This is a genomic window from Rhizobium sp. SSA_523 (assembly GCF_030435705.1).
GTDB lineage: Bacteria > Pseudomonadota > Alphaproteobacteria > Rhizobiales > Rhizobiaceae > Neorhizobium.
On the sequence record NZ_CP129382.1, the window covers coordinates 2722501 to 2739952 of the forward strand.

Below are 17452 nucleotides of genomic sequence, written 5' to 3' on the forward strand. Positions count from 1 at the left end.
CTGATCCTAGCCGACACGAAATACGAATTCGGCACCGACGAGACGGGCACGATCATCCTGGCGGACGAAATCCACACGCCGGATTCCAGCCGCTACTGGATGGCTGAAAGCTATCCTGCCCTCTTCGAGGCCGGCGAGCGACCGCAGAGCTTCGACAAGGATTTCGTGCGCGCCTGGGTGACCGAACGGTGCGACCCGTATAAGGATCCGATTCCAGCCATTCCCCAGGCGCTCGTGGATCGCACGGCGGCCGTCTACCGGGAGGCCTTTGCCAGCATCACCGGCGAAACCATCGAACCCATCGACGAAGGCGAGGACATTCTGGCCCGCATTCGCGACAATCTTGCGGGCTTCTTCCTCTGAGCCAGGCAAGAAAGGCGAAGCATGACCAGACGACCGCGCCGTAAGGCCGAAGATACACGGGCCGAGATCCTTGCGGTGGCCGAGCGGCTGTTCGGCGAGCGCGGCATAGCCGGCTGCTCGATCGCCCATGTCGCGCAGGCGCTCTCCATGTCGCCGGCCAATATCTTCAAACACTTTCATTCGAAGGTCGCGCTGATCGACGCCATCTGCCAGCGCAAGATCGACGTCATGGTGGGGCAGATCCAGACATTCGACGTTAAGGCTCCCGCGCCCGAACGCCTGCAGATTGCCGCAGAGCGATTGATGATGACGCATATCGCGTCGCTGGACGATACGCCCTATATATTGGAGATGATCTTCGTCCTGTCGGAGCATGATTCCCCCTGCGGCGCGCTCTACAAGGAGATGATCGACGATCTCTTCCACGCCATCATCCAGCATGGCCGGGCCGAAGGCATTTATCACTGCTCCGAGTCACGCGAGGTCAGCCGGACCGTCGCGGCAGCCTTCGCCGCGGTGCTGCACCCGGTTTTCCTGGCGCGGCAGGATCCTGACGAGCTCATTGTGCAGTGCCGCCAACTCAGCGCGCTCGTGAACGCTGCACTGCAAAATCCGCTTGTGAAGTGACGATATCTTCTATACGTCACCAAGTCCGCGCCTCCCCTTGCGGCAGGCGGTTGCTTTTGTGACTTGCCGCCCTCATCGATTGACTTCAAACTTGGCCTTTCCGGCCAGCCCGCCGCGCCCTCAACATCGGACCGACCTTATGAAACAGCACCGACTTGTCGTTTCTCTCCTGCTGTCGCTCGCCCTTGTCGGCTGCAGCGACCAAGGCAATTCCAGCGGCGCGGCCGGCCCAGGCGCCGGCGGTGCAGCATCCCAGGAGCGCCCGCCGACCAAGGTCGCGGTTTCGACCATGACATCCGCCGAGCAGCCGCTGACGCGCATTCTGCCCGGCCGCGCCGTGGCCTTTCGCGAGGCCGAGGTCCGCCCGCGGGTGAACGGCATCATCGAGGAGATCACCTTCAAGGAGGGCAGCGAGGTCAAGGCGGGCGACATTCTCTACCGGATCGACGATGAGACCTATCGCGCCGCGCTGGAAGAGGCCAGGGCGACGCTGGCCAAGGCGCAGGCCAGCGTGCCGAGCGCTCAGGCGAATTTCAGCCGCTACGAGCGCCTGGTCAACAGCGGCGCGACCCAGATCGAGTATGAAAATGCACGCGTGGCCCTGCTGCAGGCCCAGGCCGATGTAGCCCAGGCCAAGGCCGCCCTGCAGACGGCGGAAATCAGCCTCGGCTATACCGAGATCCGCGCTCCCTTCGATGGCGTCACGACAATCTCCAATGTCAGCATCGGCAATATCGTCACGGCCAACCAGACGACAGCGCTGACCACCCTGCGGCAGATCGATCCGATCTATGTCGACCTGAATGATTCCAGCTCGAACCTGCTCGAGCTTCGCGCGGCAATTGCCGAAGGACGCCTGAAGGGCAATGCGACGGAAGCCGATATCCGCTTGGCGCTGGAGGACGGCACCGAATATCCGAAGACAGGCAAGCTGGACATGGCCGAAATGGCCGTCAGCCTGACCACCGGCACCTATCAGATCCGCGCCGTCTTCGACAATCCGGACAACCTGATCCTGCCCGGCATGTATGTGCGGGCAACGGTGATCGTCGGCTATGAAAACGGCTATCTCATTCCCCAGCGGGCCGCCACGCGCAATGCCAACGGCACGCTGACCGCCATGTTCGTCGGCGAGGGCAACAAGGTCGAGCCGCGCACCTTCGACAAGAGCCAGATCTCCGGCAATGACTGGCTTGTCACCACCAATATCAAGGACGGCGACCGGCTGATCATCGACGGACTGCAGAAGATCGCCCCCGGCGCGCCGGTCGATCCCGTACCGTCGACCATCAATGAACAAGGCATCGTTGTCGAAACCCCCGCCGAACCCGCCAAATCCGAGGCGAAACCGTGATGGCTCAAAACCGGATAGACACAGGCGCGAGGGGCTGACCCATGGCACGATATTTCATTCATCGACCCATTTTCGCATGGGTCATCGCCATTATCATCATGCTGGGCGGCGGATTGGCGATCACGACCCTGTCGATTGCCCAATATCCGGAAATCGCGCCGACCACGGTGCGCATCGCCGCGACCTACAACGGCGCCAGCGCCGAAACAGTCGAAAAATCGGTGACCACCATCATCGAGGATGCGATGACGGGTCTCGATGACCTGACCTATATGACATCCTCCTCCAGTACGGGATCGGCCTCGGTCACGCTGACCTTCGGCAATTCCATCGATCCCGACATTGCCCAGGTTCAGGTGCAGAACAAGCTGCAGCTTGTGCAGTCACAATTGCCGGACGTCGTGCAGACGGCCGGCATCACCGTGACCCGCTCCACCTCCAGCATCCTCCTGGTCGGCGCGCTCGTCTCCACCGATGCCAAACGCTCGCCGGTCGAGCTGGGCGACATCTTCTCGACCCAGATCGAAGACCAGATCAAGCGGCTGGAAGGCGTCGGCAGCATTCAGGTCTTCGGCACCGGTTATGCCATGCGGATCTGGCTCGACCCTTACAAGCTGAACAAGTTCCAGCTGACGCCAACCGACATCACCACCGCCATCCAGGCGCAGAACACCCAGGTCTCCGCCGGTTCCCTCGGCGCCCTGCCCGCCGTGGAAGGCCAGCAGATCAATGTCACCGTCACGGCACAAAGCCAGTTGCAGACGGTGGGCGAGTTCAAGTCGATCATCCTGAAGACCGAGACGGGCGGCGCCACCGTGCGGCTGAGCGATGTGGCGCGCATCGAGATCGGGCAGGAAAGCTACACGACCAACACCCGATCCAATCGCAACCCCGCCACCGGCTTTGCCGTCAATCTTGCGACCGGCGCCAATGCTCTGGACACTGCCGACCGCGTCAAGACGGCCCTGAACTCGATCGCTCCGTCCTTGCCGGAAAATGTCGTGATCACCTATCCCTACGATACGACGCCCTTTGTCGAGCTGTCGATCGAGAAGGTGGTCCACACCCTGTTCGAGGCGATCATCCTCGTTTTCGTGGTCCTGCTGATCTTCCTGCAGAATCTGCGCGCCACCTTCATTCCGATGATCGCCGTCCCCGTGGTGCTGCTCGGAACCTTCGGCGTCCTGGCCTTGACGGGATATTCCATCAATACACTGACCATGTTTGCCATGGTCCTTGCGATCGGCCTCCTCGTGGACGACGCCATCGTGGTGGTGGAAAATGTCGAGCGCATCATGACCGAGGAGGGTCTGCCCCCGAAGGAGGCGACGGAGAAATCCATGGGCGAAATCACCGGCGCCATCGTCGGCATCGCGCTCGTCCTTACCGCCGTCTTCATTCCGATGGCCTTTTTCGGCGGCTCCACCGGCATCATCTATCGCCAGTTCTCGATCACCATCGTCTCCGCCATGCTGCTTTCGGCCCTGGTGGCGATCGTCCTGACGCCGGCGCTCTGCGCCACAATGCTGAAACCGATCAACCATCACGGCGAAAGGCGCGGGATTGCCGGCTGGTTCAACCGCAATTTCGACCGCACGACGAACGGCTATGTCGGGACGATCGGCTACCTGCTCAAGCGCCCCTTGCGGGTGATGCTGATGTTCGTGCTGATCATCGGCGGGTGCGGATGGATGTTCCTGCGGCTTCCCAGCGCCTTCCTGCCGCAAGAAGACCAGGGCGTCCTGATGACCATCATCCAGCTGCCGAACGGCGCTACGGCGACCCGGACGGAAGAGGTGATCAAGAAGATCGAGACCTATTATATGGAGCAGGAGAAGGACGCGATCCTGGATGTCTTTGCGGTATCGGGCTTTTCCTTCACCGGTTCGGGCCAGAATTACGGCCTCGTCTTTGCCAAGCTGAAGGATTTCGATCAACGGACCGACCCGAAGCTTGCGGCCTCGGCTGTCGTCGGGCGCGCCATGGGCTACTTCATGACGATTCGCGACGCCATGGTCTTCCCGCTGCAGCCGCCGGCCATTCCAGGCCTCGGCACATCGAGCGGTTTCTCCATGTATCTGGTCGATAGCGGCAAGAACGGCACCGATGCCTTGACCCGCGCCTCCGGGCAGCTGATCCAGACCGGCAACGGCAATCCGAATGTCAGCTCCCTGCGCTCCAACAACCCGCCCGCCGAAACGCAGCTGAAGCTCTTGCTCGACCAGGAAAAGATGGGCGCCATGGGCCTCGATATCGCCAGCGTCAATGCGATGCTGTCGGTCATCTTCGCCGGGCGGGACGTGAACGACTTCACCCTGAATGGCGAACTGAAGCCGGTCTATGTTCAAGGCGATGCGCCTTACCGCATGCAGGCCGATGCCATCAACAACTGGTATGCCCGCAACAGCACGGGCGAGATGGTGCCCTTCTCCTCCTTCCTGAAAACCCAATGGGTCGCTGGTGCTCCAACCCTCAGCCGGTTCAACGGCGTCAGCGCGATCTCCCTGGACGGCGCTGCGGGGGCCGGCGTCAGTTCCGGCACGGCCATGAACACCATGGAGCAGCTGACATCGGAACTGCCGGGCGGCTATACGGTGGCCTGGCAGGGGATCTCCTATCAGGAGCGGTTATCCGGCTCGCAGGCACCGCTTCTCTATGCCCTGTCGATCCTCGTGGTCTTCCTGTGCCTGGCGGCCCTTTACGAGAGCTGGTCCATCCCCTTCTCCGTCATCATGGCGGTTCCCATCGGCGTGCTGGGCGCCCTGGCGGCAGCGCTTCTCTTCGGACAGACCAATGACGTCTACTTCAAGGTGGGCCTTCTCACCACGATCGGACTGGCGGCGAAGAATGCGATCCTGATCGTCGAATTCGCCAAGGACAGGCAGGCGGCCGGAAGCTCGCTTCTGGATGCAACGCTTGAGGCCGCACGCCTTCGCCTGCGCCCGATCATCATGACCTCCTTGGCCTTCATCCTGGGCGTTGTGCCGCTGGCAATTGCAACGGGCGCTGGTTCCGCTGCCCAGAACTCGATCGGTATCGGGGTGCTCGGGGGTATGCTTTCTGCAACAGTCCTCGGAATTTTCTTCGTCCCCTCGTTTTTTGTGGTGGTACGGAGATTAACAAGGGGTAAAAAAACCGCAGAAAACGAATCTGTTGTCCGCCCATGACGTAATCGGGTTTTCATCATTATTCAGGCGCCCGTCCAGCCGGCGCTATCGTGTTGCAAGTTCGATGAATGACATCATCGCGAAACCGGGATTGACCAATGACTTCCATACGCGCAGCAGCTCCCCTTGTAATGCTCTTGCTGTCTGGCTGTGTGCTCGGACCGGATCACAAGGCTCCGGAAATTGCATTGCCGGTGAAATACGCCGAAGGCAGCACCAGCAGTAACGGGGACGTCTCGCAGAAGGCCTGGTGGCAGGCATTCAACGACCGCCGCCTGGACAGGCTGATGGCGACCGGGCTGGATCAGAACCTGAGCGTTCTGCAGGCTCTGGAGCGAATCAACCAGGCAGAGGCCAATGTCGTCTCGGCCGGCGCCAACGCGCTCCCGAGCCTCACCCTGTCGTCGCAAGGCGTTCGCACCGGCGCCGAAGGCTTCGGCAGGACGCCGGACACGCCGACGAAGACGCAGGCCGCGGCCGCCTTCGACGTCTCGTGGTTCCTCGATCTCTTCGGCCGCTACAGACGTTCCAAGGAATCGGCATTGGCCTCGCTGGACGCGGCCTATGCCAATGTCGACACCGCGCGCCTCTCGCTTCTGTCTTCCGTCGCGGGTGCCTATATTGATGTTCGCTATTTCCAGGAACGCATCGCAATCGCGCAGTCGAACCTGAAGTCGCGGCGGGAGACCCTGCAATTGACCCGCCTTCAGCTTGAAGCGGGCGCCGCCTCGCGCCTGGATGTTGTCCAGGCCGAAGGTCTCGTCAATTCGACCATTGCGGACATTCCGGGCCTCGAAACCAACTTCCGGCGGGCCGCCCACCGTATCGCGACGCTTCTCGGACAGCCCGCCTCCTCGCTGCTGGCCGACCTGCAGAGAGGCGCCGGGCAACCGGTGGCGCGCCTGAATGCCAAGACGGGCGTTCCTGCCGATCTCATTCGCAACCGTCCCGATATTCGCGGCGCAGAACGCGCCCTGGCGGCCGCTGTCGCCCAGATTGGCGTGGCCGAGGCGCAGCTTTACCCATCGATCAGCCTCGGCGGATCGATTACGCCCTCCTTCACCCAGGTGGCCGGCCGCTCGGGCTCCATCGCGCGTCAGCTGACCTGGTCCTTCGGCCCGACGCTGAACCTGCCGATCTTCGATGGCGGTCAGCTGCGCGCCAATTTGAGCAATACCGAATCGCAGGCCCGCGAATCCTACCTGAACTGGAAGCAGACCGTTCTGAACGCGGTTGAGGAAGTGGAAAATGCGCTGGCGGCAGTCATGCGCGATGGCCGTACCGTTGCTGCGCTTCGCGACACCGTTCGCTCCTATAACGAGGCGCTCGATCTTGCGACCGCCAGCTACCGCGACGGCGCTTCCTCGCTGCTCGACGTGCTGGATGCTCAGCGCCAGGTATCCGCGGCCCAGGCCAGCCTTGCTCAGGCCATCCAGCAGCAGGCGCAGGATTACGTTTCGCTCAACGTCGCGATCGGTGGCGGCTATGCCTGGGGCAAGGGCCCGACGCTGGTCGCCGCAGCCGCAAAGTCGGGCGCAGCACGCTGAGCACCTCCGGCAAGACCGGTTGCGGTCTTGCTCTCAGTCACGTCGAACGCCACTCTCATCCCCGGACGCACCGCGATCCGGGGATTTTCTATGTCCGCCCATGGCCTTTCCGGCGCTCTGCCGCTCCATCTTGCGCGTGACACTGAAAATCTGGCGCCTGGCCAGAACAGTGCAACCAGGACAGGACGCATCGACCACGCACGGCCGGCGCCATCCGGACGGCCTGCAACTTGTCGACCATAGATCAAACGCCTGGAAATCGAGCGGACATGAAAAAGGCGGGCCGAAGCCCGCCATAGTGCCAGGGTCGAAACCCAACCAGGATGATTATGCCATCGCCTTCATGATCTGTGCGGATCAAACCGCGCCTTGTGACAGAAGGCCCGCAGATCCCGAAGGACGGAGGCTCAGTCCTTGGCGCGTTCGACGTAGGAATTGTCTTCGGTGGCAATCACGACGCGGGTGCCGGCATCGATATGCGGCGGGACCAGGGTGCGCAGACCGTTCGACAGCATGGCCGGCTTGTAGGACGACGAGGCCGTCTGGCCCTTTACGACCGGCTCGGTCTCGACGATTTCCAGCGTCACATGGCGGGGCAGCTGAAGGGCAAGCGGCAGGCCTTCATGGATGGAGAGGATGCAGGTCATGCCTTCCTGGAGATAGGCCTTCTGGTCACCCATGGTCTCTTCCGAGACGACGACCTGATCATAGGATTCCGGGTTCATGAAGTGGAAGCCTTCGCCATCCTCATAGAGGAACTGGAAGTTCACATCCTCGACGAAGGCGCGCTCGACCTGTTCCGTGGTGCGCCAGCGCTCCGAGACTTTCACGCCGTCGACGATGCGGCGCATATCGACCTGCGTGACCGGCGTGCCCTTGCCCGGATGGAAGTTTTGCGCCGTCAGGACGACATAGAGCTTGCCGTCGACATCGAGAACATTGCCCTTGCGGACGGAGGAGGCGATAATCTTGACCATAGGATTTCCTTGTGACTGCCTTGGCTTGTCAGTTCTTGAAATGCGTCGTAGAGGACCAGCCAACCGCCAGCCTTGAGGGACGCCTTATAAATGTCTTGCGCGCACCTACCTCAAATTCGCGGAAAGTGGAAGCCTCGGCGGGCTTTCCAGCGGAAGAAAGCCCGAGATGAAACCTGACCCTGAAACCAGCCTAACCCCTTTGACAGCCCGCTGGTGGAGACCGCAGGTGCATCAGGACCGCCGCCCCTTCCTGATCGGCCGCAACCGGATCCAGTCCGCTATCCGCGCCCATTTCGCCCGCCAGGACTTTGTCGAGGTGGACCCGTCGATCCTGCAGGTCTCGCCCGGCAACGAAGCCCATCTTCATGCCTTCTCGACCAGGGCCCTGTCGATCGATGGCCGCGCCTTGCCCCTGCATCTCCACACATCGCCGGAATTTTCCTGCAAGAAACTGCTGGCGGCCGGCGAGACGCGCATCGCCTGCTTTTCGCATGTCTTCCGCAATCGGGAGCGCGGCCCCCTGCACCACCCGGAATTCACCATGCTGGAATGGTACCGGGTCGCAGAGGCCTATACCGTCCTCATGCGCGACTGCAGCGATCTTCTTGCTCTGGCGGCCGAAACTGCCGGCACGCGGCGGTTTTCCTTTCGCGGCATGACCTGCGATCCCTTCGCCGAGCCTGAGCGGCTTTCGGTTGCCGACGCCTTCGACCGCTTTGCCGGGATCGATATCCTCGCCTCCATTGGTGCGGACTTCGTCCCGGATCTTGATCGGCTGGCCGCGCAGCTGGCCAAAGCGGGCATACGCTACGCGCCGGACGATAGCTGGACCGATCTCTATTCCCGCGTGCTGGTGGAGAAGATCGAGCCGGAGCTGGGCAGGGACCGGCCGACGCTCCTCGACCGCTACCCCATCTGCGAGGCGGCGCTCGCCCGCCCGACAGAAGACGATCCGCGCGTGGCGGAGCGCTTCGAGCTTTATGCCTGCGGCGTGGAACTGGCCAATGCCTTTGGCGAACTCACCGATCCCGTCGAGCAGCGCCTGCGCTTCGAGGTCGAAATGGCCGAGAAGCAAAGCCGCTACGGAGAGACCTATCCCCTGGACGAGGATTTTCTCGAAGCCCTCTCCCTCATGCCCGCCGCCAGCGGCATCGCGCTCGGCTTCGACCGGCTGGTGATGCTGGCCACCGGGGCAGAGCGGATCGACCAGGTCTTGTGGGCGCCGGTGGTGGAGTGGTCATGACGGCGGCCCGCACGCTCAAGACTCCAGCCGACCTTGCCGCAGCGGGACTTCTGCCGGCGGATAGGCTTGAAGACGCCGCGGCCGTCGCGCACCGCTACGCCATTGCCGTGACGCCCGCCATGGCTGCGCTCATCGACACCGCCGATCCTGCGGATCCCATCGCCCGCCAATTTCTGCCCGATGCCCGGGAGCTTGCCACCACGCCGGAGGAACGAGCCGATCCGATCGGCGATTCCGCCCATTCTCCCGTCAAGGGGATCGTCCATCGGTATCCGGACCGGGTGCTGCTGAAGGCCGTGCATGTCTGTCCGGTCTATTGTCGGTTCTGCTTTCGCCGGGAAATGGTCGGCCCGGCCGGCGATGGCACGCTCTCGCCGGACGAGCTTCAGGCATGTTTTGCCTATATCCGATCGCATCCGCAGATCTGGGAGGTGATCCTGACGGGCGGCGATCCCCTTGTGCTGTCGCCGCGGCGGCTTGGAGAGATCATGCGGGAGATCGCCGGCATCGCGCATGTCCAGATCGTGCGCATTCACAGCCGGGTTCCGATTGTCGACCCCGCTCTGGTCAATGGAGAGCTGATCCAGGCCCTCAAGGCTTGCGGCAAGACGGTCTATGTCGCGATCCATGCCAACCACCCGCGGGAGATGAGCCTGGATGCGCGCAATGCCTGTGCGCGTCTGGCGGATGCCGGCATCAGCCTCATCAGCCAGACCGTGCTGCTGAGAGGCATCAATGATGATGCCGATATCCTTGCCCAGTTGATGCGCCGCTTCGTCGAGAACCGCATCAAGCCCTATTACCTGCATCATCCCGATCTTGCGCCCGGAACCAGCCATTTCCGCCTCGACATCGAGGAGGGGCAGGCCCTTGTTGCGGCTCTGCGCGGGCGTGTGTCGGGTTTGTGTCAGCCGACTTACGTGCTCGACATTCCCGGCGGCTTCGGCAAGGCGGTGATCGCCGCAAGCGCGGTGCGCCGTGACGACGAAGACGCAGACATAATGGGCATCGAAGGAACGGGCGCAGAGGGCAAAATGGGCAGATCGGGCAAAGCCGGCGCCTACACGGTTCGCGATTATCGCGGCCGGGAGCACGCCTATCCTCCGTCTTCGGCATGACTGAAAGGCTTTGCCCCCGGGCAGAATGACCGGTTCCAGCCACCTTGTGCCAATGCGTCAGTAGAGGCCGACGGCCCCACCGAGAGCCGGCTTTCCTGTCGCTGCCGCGGGAGGATCTGACCGCCCTCCGGACGACCTGCCGCCGAACTTGTCCTCAAAGAGCCTGACCATGGCCTGGTCGCGAGCCTTGTCCGTCGGATATCCCATGGCGACCCCGACATAATGCCGGTTGCCGCGTTTGACGGACGTGACGACATTATACCCGGATGCGCTTGTATAGCCGGTCTTGATCCCGTCCACCCCCGGGTAGAGATCCAGCATGTAATTATGCCCGGTCAGCCTCTTTCCGCGAAACTGCGTGGTTTTCATCGAAAACAGCGAGAACTGGCGCGGAAAATGCTGCATCAGCGCGAGGCCGAGCACGGCCATGTCACGGGCAGTGGTCAACTGGCCCTCGGCGGTCAGCCCGGTCGCATTGCGAAATGTGGTGTCTGTCATTTTCAGCTGCCGCGCCTTTGCCGTCATCATTCCGGCAAAACGCGCCTCGCTGCCGCCCAGGCGCTCCGCAAGCGCAATGGCCGCGTCGTTTGCGGAGAGGACGATAATGCCGTTCACCGCTTCTCGAACCGTCTCTGTCCCTCCCGCCGGCACGTCCAGTTTATACGGTACCGTGCCGGCCGCAGCCCGCGACACAGCGATACGCTCATCCCAGGAGAGTGTTCCACGGCCAAGCGCCTCGAAGGTCAGATAGAGCGTCATCATTTTCGTCAGCGAGGCTGGCCGGATAGGCATGTCCGCATTTTTGGCCAACAGGACGGCGCGCGACGATGCATCGACCAGAATCTGCGCCTGACTGGCCAGAACCGGCACACTCGCCATCGTCCAAAAGAGTAAACAAGCCGTAAAGCTCCTGATCGGGGTGCGTGCCAGGCCCATGAATATCTCCCGCATGAATTTCCGTAATCCGCTGAAACATAGAGCTAAATTTCCAAATGTCCCGAAACGGCGCAATGGGATCTGGTAAAATTTGAGCTTTCTCCTGCAGGAAGGCTTCACCAGCTACCTTAGACTTTCCTTATGCTTTGTTCGGTAAGCATCACTCAGATGAAAACGGACATTTGGGAGACGTCGAAATGAACGACACAATCCGTGACATTCTGAGCAAGGTGGGCGGGCTGCCTACACCGGTCGCCGATCTGGACAATGCAGCAGACCTTTACAGTGCCGGCTTGTCATCCTTCGCATCGGTGCAGGTCATGCTGGCCATCGAGGAGAAATTCGACATCGAGTTTCCGGACAATCTGCTCAACCGCAAGTCCTTCTCGAGCATCGCCGCCATCGAGGGGACCCTTCAGCAGATCCTCAAGGCACAAGAGGCCGCCTGATGACCATTCTCGCCTTTGCCCCCCAGGCCGATAAACTCGGCGAAAGAGCGGGCCGCGTGGCTGCCATTGCCGCACGCTTCGCCGACGATGTGGACCGTGCGGGACGTTTTCCGCGCGAGGCGGCAGAGGCGCTGAAGGCGGAGCGCCTTCTCGGGATCCAGGTTCCCGTCGCCCATGGCGGCGAAGGCGCGAGCCTTGCCGAGATCGCCGAGATCTGCATGATCCTCGGTCAGGCCTGCTCCGCCACGGCCATGGTGTTTGCCATGCACCACATCAAGGCATCGAGCCTTGTGGAGCACGGCGAGGAAAGCCCCTGGCATCTCGGCTTCATGCGTGATCTGGTCAAGCACCAGTATCTTCTGGCCTCCGCCACGACAGAGGGCGGGATCGGCGGCAATCTGCGCAACTCCATCTGCGCGATCGAGACCGATGGCACCACCTGCCGCCTGAGCAAGGATGCCACCGTCATCTCCTATGCGCTGGAGGCCGACGCCATCCTGATCACGTCGCGCGCCCATGACGGGGCCGCTCCCAGTGACCAGGTGATGACTGTCTTCCTCAAGCACCAGTTCACGCTGGAAAAGACCAATGAATGGGACACGCTCGGCATGCGTGGCACCTGCTCCGAAGGTTTTCTCTTCAAGGGCGAAGCGCCGGCGGAACAGATCTTCCCGAAGCCTTTCGCCGAGATCGCAGCGCAGAGCATGCTGGCTACGTCGCACCTCTTGTGGAGCGGCGTCTGGTACGGGATCGCGGCCGATGCCGTTACCCGTGCGCAAAGCTTTGTACGCGCTGCGGCACGCAAGGCCCAGGGTCAGGTTCCGCCCGGCGCCAGCCATCTGGCAGAGGCCGTCAACCTTCTGCAACTGGTCAAATCCAATCTGCTGACCGGTCTTCGCACCTATGACGATGCCCGCGCCAATCCCGACAAGCTCTCGTCCATGGCTTTCGCCATCGCGATGAACAATGTCAAGATCGCCTCGTCGGAGACGATCCTCGAGATCATCCACCGGGCGCTGCTGATCTGCGGCATCATGGGATACAAGAACGGAACGCCTTTCAGCCTTGGCCGGCACCTGCGGGATGCCCATTCGGCGCGGCTGATGATTTCCAATGACCGCATTCTCGGCAACACAGCAACCATGCTTCTCGTGCAGAAGCCGGAGCTCAGCCTTCTGGGGTAAGTATCATGGACATGCAGACCAATTTCCTCGACCGCCTGTTTGACGCAGGCCTTCTGATCGAAACCGGTGTCGACGGCCTTTACGGGCGCAGCGGCGAATTCGAAGATGTGATCAGTGCCTTCGAGCGCCTGATCGACCGCTTCGGCGGCGATGACGGGGCAGAGGCCATGCGCTTCCCGCCGGGCATGAACCGCGCCTATTTCGAAACCAGCGGCTACATGAAGAGCTTCCCCCAGTTGGCCGGGACCGTGCATTCCTTCTGCGGCAATGACCACGATCACCTCAGCCTCTTGAAATGCATGGAAGTGGGAGATGATTGGACCAAGGAGCAGAAGGCGACCGACATCGTCCTCACCCCCGCGGCCTGCTATCCCCTCTATCCGACGGTTGCCCGCCGCGGCGCTCTGCCGATGACCGGCAAGCTTTTCGATCTCCAGAGCTATTGCTTCCGCCATGAGCCGTCCAAGGATCCGGCGCGCCAGCAGCTGTTCCGCATGCGCGAATATGTCTGCATGGGCACCGAGACCCATGTGACCGATTTCCGCCAGAGCTGGATGGACCGCGGTGTGGAGATGATGAAGCTCGTCGGTCTGGAGGTTGAGATCGATGTGGCCAATGATCCCTTCTTCGGCCGTGCCGGCAAGATGATGGCCAACAACCAGCGCGACCAGAACCTCAAATTCGAGCTTCTCATTCCGATTACCTCGAAGGCCAAGCCCACGGCCTGCATGAGCTTCAACTATCACCAGGATGCCTTCGGGACGAAGTGGGGCCTGAACCTGGAAGATGGCAGCACCGCCCACACGGCCTGCGTCGGCTTCGGCCTGGAACGCATTGCGCTCGCCCTCTTCCACACCCACGGCCTGAACGTGAAGGACTGGCCGGCAGAGGTTCGCCAGGTTCTGTGGGGCTGACCGGATGACGACGAAGGTTTTCCCGGATCTTGTTCCGGCGGGCTACCGGCCGCATGCTCTTCATGCGGCCGAGCGCGACTGGCCGGAGACCAATTGCTACGTCGATTTGTGGATCGAGGTCCTGGCAAGCCATGGCGTGGCGCCGGAAGCCATGCTCGGTTTCACCCTGACCCAGGATTTCGAGGGCGACCAGTTCACCTTCTTCAAGGTGCCGCTGGAGGATCTGGAAAGCCTTTATGGCATACGGGTCACCGAATTGGCGATCTTCGATACAGTGGAAGCGCATATTAGCGAGCAGCTGCGACGGGGGCGTCTCTGCCTGGTGGAAATGGACAGCTTCTACATGCCGGACACGCGAGGCGTCGCCTATCATCTCGAACACGGCAAAACCACCGTGGCGATCAACCGGCTGGACATTGACGGACGCTCGGTGGATTACTTCCACAATGGCGGGTTTTTCAGCCTTTCGGGCGATGATTTCGACGGCCTCTTCCAGCGCCAGCCTGCAGCAGCCGGAAGCCTGCCCTTCCTGCCTTATACCGAGTTTGCCAAATTTCCGGCCGTCCCCATGGCGGCGGCGCGTCAGCGGGCCGTGGCGGGGGCGCTTCTGTCTCGTCATTTCTCCCGGAAGCCGTCGGCAAACCCTGTTCTCGCCTTTGCCGAACGCTTTCCCGATCAGGCTCGGGCACTCGCGGAGCGTGACTTCGCCTTCTTCCACAAATATGCCTTCAACACACTGCGGCAGCTGGGAGCCAATTTCGAGCTTCTGGCGGCGCATCTCGACTGGCTGTGGCAGGACAAGGCACCGACCGAGGCCTCCCATCAGGCGAAGATCATATCGCAGACATCGAAATCCGTGCAGTTTCAGCTGGCACGGGCGCTGACACGCAAGAAGTTCGATGCGCTTTCCGGCGCCATGCAGCCGGCTATCGATGCATGGGATCTCCTGATGACCCATCTGGAGCGCGATTTGCAGGAACTGCGCCTGGCGGCGTGAAACAGGATGAATGTCTGAAGTGACCGGGCGGCTTTCAACGATCTTTACCAGGGCCTGCGCCCTGCGCGAGGGATGGACGGTGGCAATGACCACGCCCGGCGCCTTTAAGACGCCGACGGAGTTGCCCGCCGAACTGGACGTGCTTGCTGCCCCGGTACCCGGGACCCTGGCGGGCGCCCTGGAGCGTCAGGGCCTGTTCGACCGCGCACATCCCACACCGCTGGACATGCTGGATGCATGGTACCGGCTGGATATTGCGGAAACGCCCGGCCCCGCAATCCTGCGCTTTGAAGGTCTCGCGGTGATCGCCGACGTTTTCTGGAATGGCGAGAAGATCCTGGCGAGCGACAGCATGTTCGAAAGCGTCGATGTCGCAGTGTCGCTGACGGGGCGGGATCAGCTGGCCATCTGCTTTCGCGCCATCGGTCCGCATCTCTCCAGGAAGGGGCCACGCGCCCGCTGGCGGCCTCGCATGATGCGCAGCCAGGGCTTGCGTCTCCTGCGAACCACGGCGCTCGGCTTCATGCCGGGTTGGTGCCCGGACATTGTGGCAGTCGGACCCTGGCGCCCTGTCACTCTGCTGCGGCCAGGCGCGCAGGCGATTGGCGATCTGGTTCTGCAAAGCCGCCTGGACGGCAACGGCACCGGCAAAGTCTCGGCACGCTTCACCGCTCAGGGCCTCTCGGGCGAAATCCTGCTGGAATGCGCCGGCCGACGCGCCGGTTTTCGTCGAACCGAGGCGGGTGACTGGCAGGCGGAGCTAAGCCTTCCGGACATCGAACCCTGGTGGCCCGCCACGCATGGCACACCGGTCCTGCATGCGGTCACGCTTCTCGTCGATGGTGTCGCCCATGAGCTTGGCCGCACGGGCTTTCGCCACATCGCGATTGACCGCGGAGCGGATGGCGAAGGCTTCGCCCTTCACGTCAATGGGGAGGAGATCTTTTGCCGCGGCGCGGTCTGGACCTGCGCCGACATCGTCGATCTTCCCGGCGATCGAGCCGCCTACGAGCCCTTTCTGCGCAAGGCTGCCGATGCCGGGATGAACATGATCCGCATTGGCGGCACCATGACTTATGAGACGCAGGCCTTTTTCGACCTCTGCGATGAGTTGGGCATCCTGGTCTGGCAGGATCTGATGCTCGCCAATTTCGATTATCCGGAATCAGATGAGCAGTTTCTGATTCACGTGAAAACAGAAGTGGCGCAACTCCTTCGCCGCCATGCCGCATCGCCGTCCCTCGCCATTGTCTGCGGCGGCAGCGAGATGCATCAGCAGGGCGCAATGCTGGGCCTGCCCGAGCGAGCCTGGCGCAATGCCCTCACCACCGACATTCTTCCGGCGGTTTGCGCAGAGCATCTGCCGCATCTCGCTTATGTCGAAAACTCGCCAAGTGGCGGCCCGCAGCCATTCTTCGTCAATACAGGCATCGGCCATTATTACGGCGTCGGCGCCTATATGCGGCCGCTCGATGATGCACGGCGGGCCAATCTCCGCTTTGCCACCGAATGCCTGGCCTTTGCCAATGTGCCGGATGCAGCAACCCTGTCGCAGCATCTCCCGGTTCCGGCCCTGCACGATCCGCGCTGGAAGGCACGCGTGCCGCGCGATGCGGGCGCCAGCTGGGATTTCGAGGATGTCCGCGAATATTATGTCACGCAACTCTACGGTGTCGATGCCGCAAGGCTGCGGCGCGAAGATCCGGAGCGCTATCTCGCCTTCTCGCGCGCTGCACCGGCAGACGTCATGGAGGCGAGCTTTTCCGAATGGCGGCGCCCCGCTTCCCCCGGCTCGCCAGGCTCGGAGTGCCGCGGCGGCCTGGTCTGGACGCTGCAGGATCTTCTTCCCGGCCCCGGCTGGGGAGTCATCGACGCGACGGGCCGGCCAAAATCAGTCTTTTATGCGCTGAAACGGGCTTTCCGGCCGGTTCAGGTCCTATTGTCCGACGAAGGCGTCAATGGTCTCAATGTCCATGTGCTCAACGAAACGCAGGAAACGCTTGATCTCGCCCTCGATGTGAGCTGCCTGTGCCACAGCGAACAGGTGGTGATCGCCGGACATCGGGACCTTGCCCTTGCGCCTCGCGCCCATGCATCCTTCGCGGTGACCGAACTTTTCGGTGCCTTCTTCGATACAAACTATGCCTATCGCTTTGGCCCGCCATCGCATGACGTCACCATTGCCCGGCTGACGGACCGTGCATCGGGTGCGCCGATCGCAGACGCCTTCTTCTTCCCCCTCGGACGGGCAGCGGCCCTGCGCGAGGCGGCGCTGGACGCGACGGTGACCCGATTGGATGAAACGCGCTGGGCCCTGGATATCAAGGCATCGAGCCTTGCTCAGTCTGTCACTGTCGACTTTACCGGGTGGATGCCGGACGATAACGGCTTCCATCTGTCTCCCTTAGCGACAAAGCGTGTCAATCTGACCGCGATCGACCCGGGGCAGGGCCTGCCGAGCGGTGAAATTTCGGCGCTGGACGGGCGGACGCGGCTTCAGTTGTAGGAGCGGAGGCGCAATCGCGCATGCGCCCTATGGACGGCCCATCGGAACGCGCTAATCTCTCATGCGAAAG

14 protein-coding genes (1 of these 14 cut by a window edge) are annotated in these 17452 nt (G+C 62.1%); 12 read left to right on the forward strand and 2 right to left on the reverse strand.

Annotated elements, in window-relative coordinates; all coding sequences use genetic code 11:
• The 5 genes from QTJ18_RS21245 to QTJ18_RS21265 form a co-directional block, all read left to right on the forward strand.
• Positions 1-363 carry the 3' end of a phosphoribosylaminoimidazolesuccinocarboxamide synthase gene (locus tag QTJ18_RS21245; RefSeq protein WP_252755268.1) on the forward strand. The gene continues 591 nt to the left of window position 1, outside the view, so 363 of the gene's 954 nt are visible here — the last part of the coding sequence; the start codon falls outside the window, past its left edge; its stop codon occupies positions 361-363.
• 21 nt (positions 364-384) lie between these two features.
• Complete coding sequence (locus tag QTJ18_RS21250) at positions 385-990, forward strand: TetR/AcrR family transcriptional regulator (RefSeq protein WP_252755269.1); 606 nt, start codon at positions 385-387, stop codon at positions 988-990.
• Positions 991-1129: 139 nt separating this feature from the next.
• Positions 1130-2344: an efflux RND transporter periplasmic adaptor subunit gene (locus QTJ18_RS21255; RefSeq protein ID WP_252755270.1), complete on the forward strand. Its 1215-nt coding sequence runs from the start codon at positions 1130-1132 to the stop codon at positions 2342-2344.
• Positions 2345-2385: 41 nt separating this feature from the next.
• Positions 2386-5511: an efflux RND transporter permease subunit gene (locus tag QTJ18_RS21260; protein WP_252755271.1), complete on the forward strand. Its 3126-nt coding sequence runs from the start codon at positions 2386-2388 to the stop codon at positions 5509-5511.
• 98 nt (positions 5512-5609) lie between these two features.
• The gene (locus QTJ18_RS21265; RefSeq protein ID WP_252755272.1) at positions 5610-7058 is read left to right on the forward strand and encodes an efflux transporter outer membrane subunit; all 1449 of its coding nucleotides are present in this window, start codon (positions 5610-5612) and stop codon (positions 7056-7058) included.
• Between the two features lie 407 nt (positions 7059-7465).
• On the opposite strand, the gene efp is transcribed toward QTJ18_RS21265, so the two are convergent.
• Positions 7466-8035 (reverse strand): elongation factor P, encoded by a 570-nt coding sequence (gene efp / locus QTJ18_RS21270; protein WP_252755273.1) that lies wholly within the window; start codon positions 8033-8035, stop codon positions 7466-7468.
• 166 nt (positions 8036-8201) lie between these two features.
• Here efp and epmA point away from each other — a divergent pair, with 166 nt between their 5' ends.
• Both epmA and QTJ18_RS21280 read left to right on the forward strand, forming a co-directional pair.
• The gene (gene epmA / locus QTJ18_RS21275; RefSeq protein WP_252755274.1) at positions 8202-9278 is read left to right on the forward strand and encodes an EF-P lysine aminoacylase EpmA; all 1077 of its coding nucleotides are present in this window, start codon (positions 8202-8204) and stop codon (positions 9276-9278) included.
• Positions 9275-10396: a lysine-2,3-aminomutase-like protein gene (locus tag QTJ18_RS21280; protein WP_252755275.1), complete on the forward strand. Its 1122-nt coding sequence runs from the start codon at positions 9275-9277 to the stop codon at positions 10394-10396. Before epmA ends, QTJ18_RS21280 begins: the two co-directional genes overlap by 4 nt.
• A 57-nt stretch (positions 10397-10453) precedes the next feature.
• Here the strand turns inward: QTJ18_RS21280 and QTJ18_RS21285 are convergent, their stop codons facing one another.
• Positions 10454-11347, reverse strand: coding sequence for a D-alanyl-D-alanine carboxypeptidase family protein (locus QTJ18_RS21285; RefSeq protein WP_354669092.1), 894 nt, complete (start codon positions 11345-11347; stop codon positions 10454-10456).
• 182 nt (positions 11348-11529) lie between these two features.
• Here QTJ18_RS21285 and QTJ18_RS21290 point away from each other — a divergent pair, with 182 nt between their 5' ends.
• The 5 genes from QTJ18_RS21290 to QTJ18_RS21310 are packed head-to-tail and all read left to right on the forward strand — an operon-like array spanning position 11530 to position 17382.
• Positions 11530-11781: an acyl carrier protein gene (locus QTJ18_RS21290; RefSeq protein ID WP_252755277.1), complete on the forward strand. Its 252-nt coding sequence runs from the start codon at positions 11530-11532 to the stop codon at positions 11779-11781.
• A complete protein-coding gene (locus QTJ18_RS21295; protein WP_252755278.1) occupies positions 11781-12965 on the forward strand; it encodes an acyl-CoA dehydrogenase family protein in 1185 nt (394 codons plus the stop codon). The genes QTJ18_RS21290 and QTJ18_RS21295 overlap by 1 nt, the downstream gene beginning before the upstream one ends.
• A gap of 5 nt (positions 12966-12970) precedes the next feature.
• Positions 12971-13879 carry an amino acid--[acyl-carrier-protein] ligase gene (locus QTJ18_RS21300; protein ID WP_252755279.1) on the forward strand — a complete coding sequence of 303 codons (909 nt, stop codon included), beginning with the start codon at positions 12971-12973 and terminating at the stop codon, positions 13877-13879.
• Positions 13880-13883: 4 nt separating this feature from the next.
• Positions 13884-14876, forward strand: coding sequence for a DUF1839 family protein (locus QTJ18_RS21305; protein ID WP_252755280.1), 993 nt, complete (start codon positions 13884-13886; stop codon positions 14874-14876).
• 10 nt (positions 14877-14886) lie between these two features.
• Positions 14887-17382, forward strand: coding sequence for a glycosyl hydrolase 2 galactose-binding domain-containing protein (locus QTJ18_RS21310; protein WP_252755281.1), 2496 nt, complete (start codon positions 14887-14889; stop codon positions 17380-17382).
• Positions 17383-17452: the final 70 nt, after the last annotated feature.

What these genes read in the sequence shown, in the direction of transcription:
- efp (WP_252755273.1), bottom strand. Translation starts at nt 8,035, where the DNA reads ATGGTCAAGATTATCGCCTCCTCCGTCCGCAAGGGCAATGTTCTCGAT.
- QTJ18_RS21290 (WP_252755277.1), top strand. Translation starts at nt 11,530, where the DNA reads ATGAACGACACAATCCGTGACATTCTGAGCAAGGTGGGCGGGCTGCCT.
- QTJ18_RS21250 (WP_252755269.1), top strand. Translation starts at nt 385, where the DNA reads ATGACCAGACGACCGCGCCGTAAGGCCGAAGATACACGGGCCGAGATC.
- QTJ18_RS21285 (WP_354669092.1), bottom strand. Translation starts at nt 11,347, where the DNA reads ATGCGGGAGATATTCATGGGCCTGGCACGCACCCCGATCAGGAGCTTT.
- epmA (WP_252755274.1), top strand. Translation starts at nt 8,202, where the DNA reads ATGAAACCTGACCCTGAAACCAGCCTAACCCCTTTGACAGCCCGCTGG.
- QTJ18_RS21310 (WP_252755281.1), top strand. Translation starts at nt 14,887, where the DNA reads ATGTCTGAAGTGACCGGGCGGCTTTCAACGATCTTTACCAGGGCCTGC.
- QTJ18_RS21300 (WP_252755279.1), top strand. Translation starts at nt 12,971, where the DNA reads ATGGACATGCAGACCAATTTCCTCGACCGCCTGTTTGACGCAGGCCTT.
- QTJ18_RS21260 (WP_252755271.1), top strand. Translation starts at nt 2,386, where the DNA reads ATGGCACGATATTTCATTCATCGACCCATTTTCGCATGGGTCATCGCC.
- QTJ18_RS21265 (WP_252755272.1), top strand. Translation starts at nt 5,610, where the DNA reads ATGACTTCCATACGCGCAGCAGCTCCCCTTGTAATGCTCTTGCTGTCT.
- QTJ18_RS21255 (WP_252755270.1), top strand. Translation starts at nt 1,130, where the DNA reads ATGAAACAGCACCGACTTGTCGTTTCTCTCCTGCTGTCGCTCGCCCTT.
- QTJ18_RS21295 (WP_252755278.1), top strand. Translation starts at nt 11,781, where the DNA reads ATGACCATTCTCGCCTTTGCCCCCCAGGCCGATAAACTCGGCGAAAGA.
- QTJ18_RS21305 (WP_252755280.1), top strand. Translation starts at nt 13,884, where the DNA reads ATGACGACGAAGGTTTTCCCGGATCTTGTTCCGGCGGGCTACCGGCCG.
- QTJ18_RS21280 (WP_252755275.1), top strand. Translation starts at nt 9,275, where the DNA reads ATGACGGCGGCCCGCACGCTCAAGACTCCAGCCGACCTTGCCGCAGCG.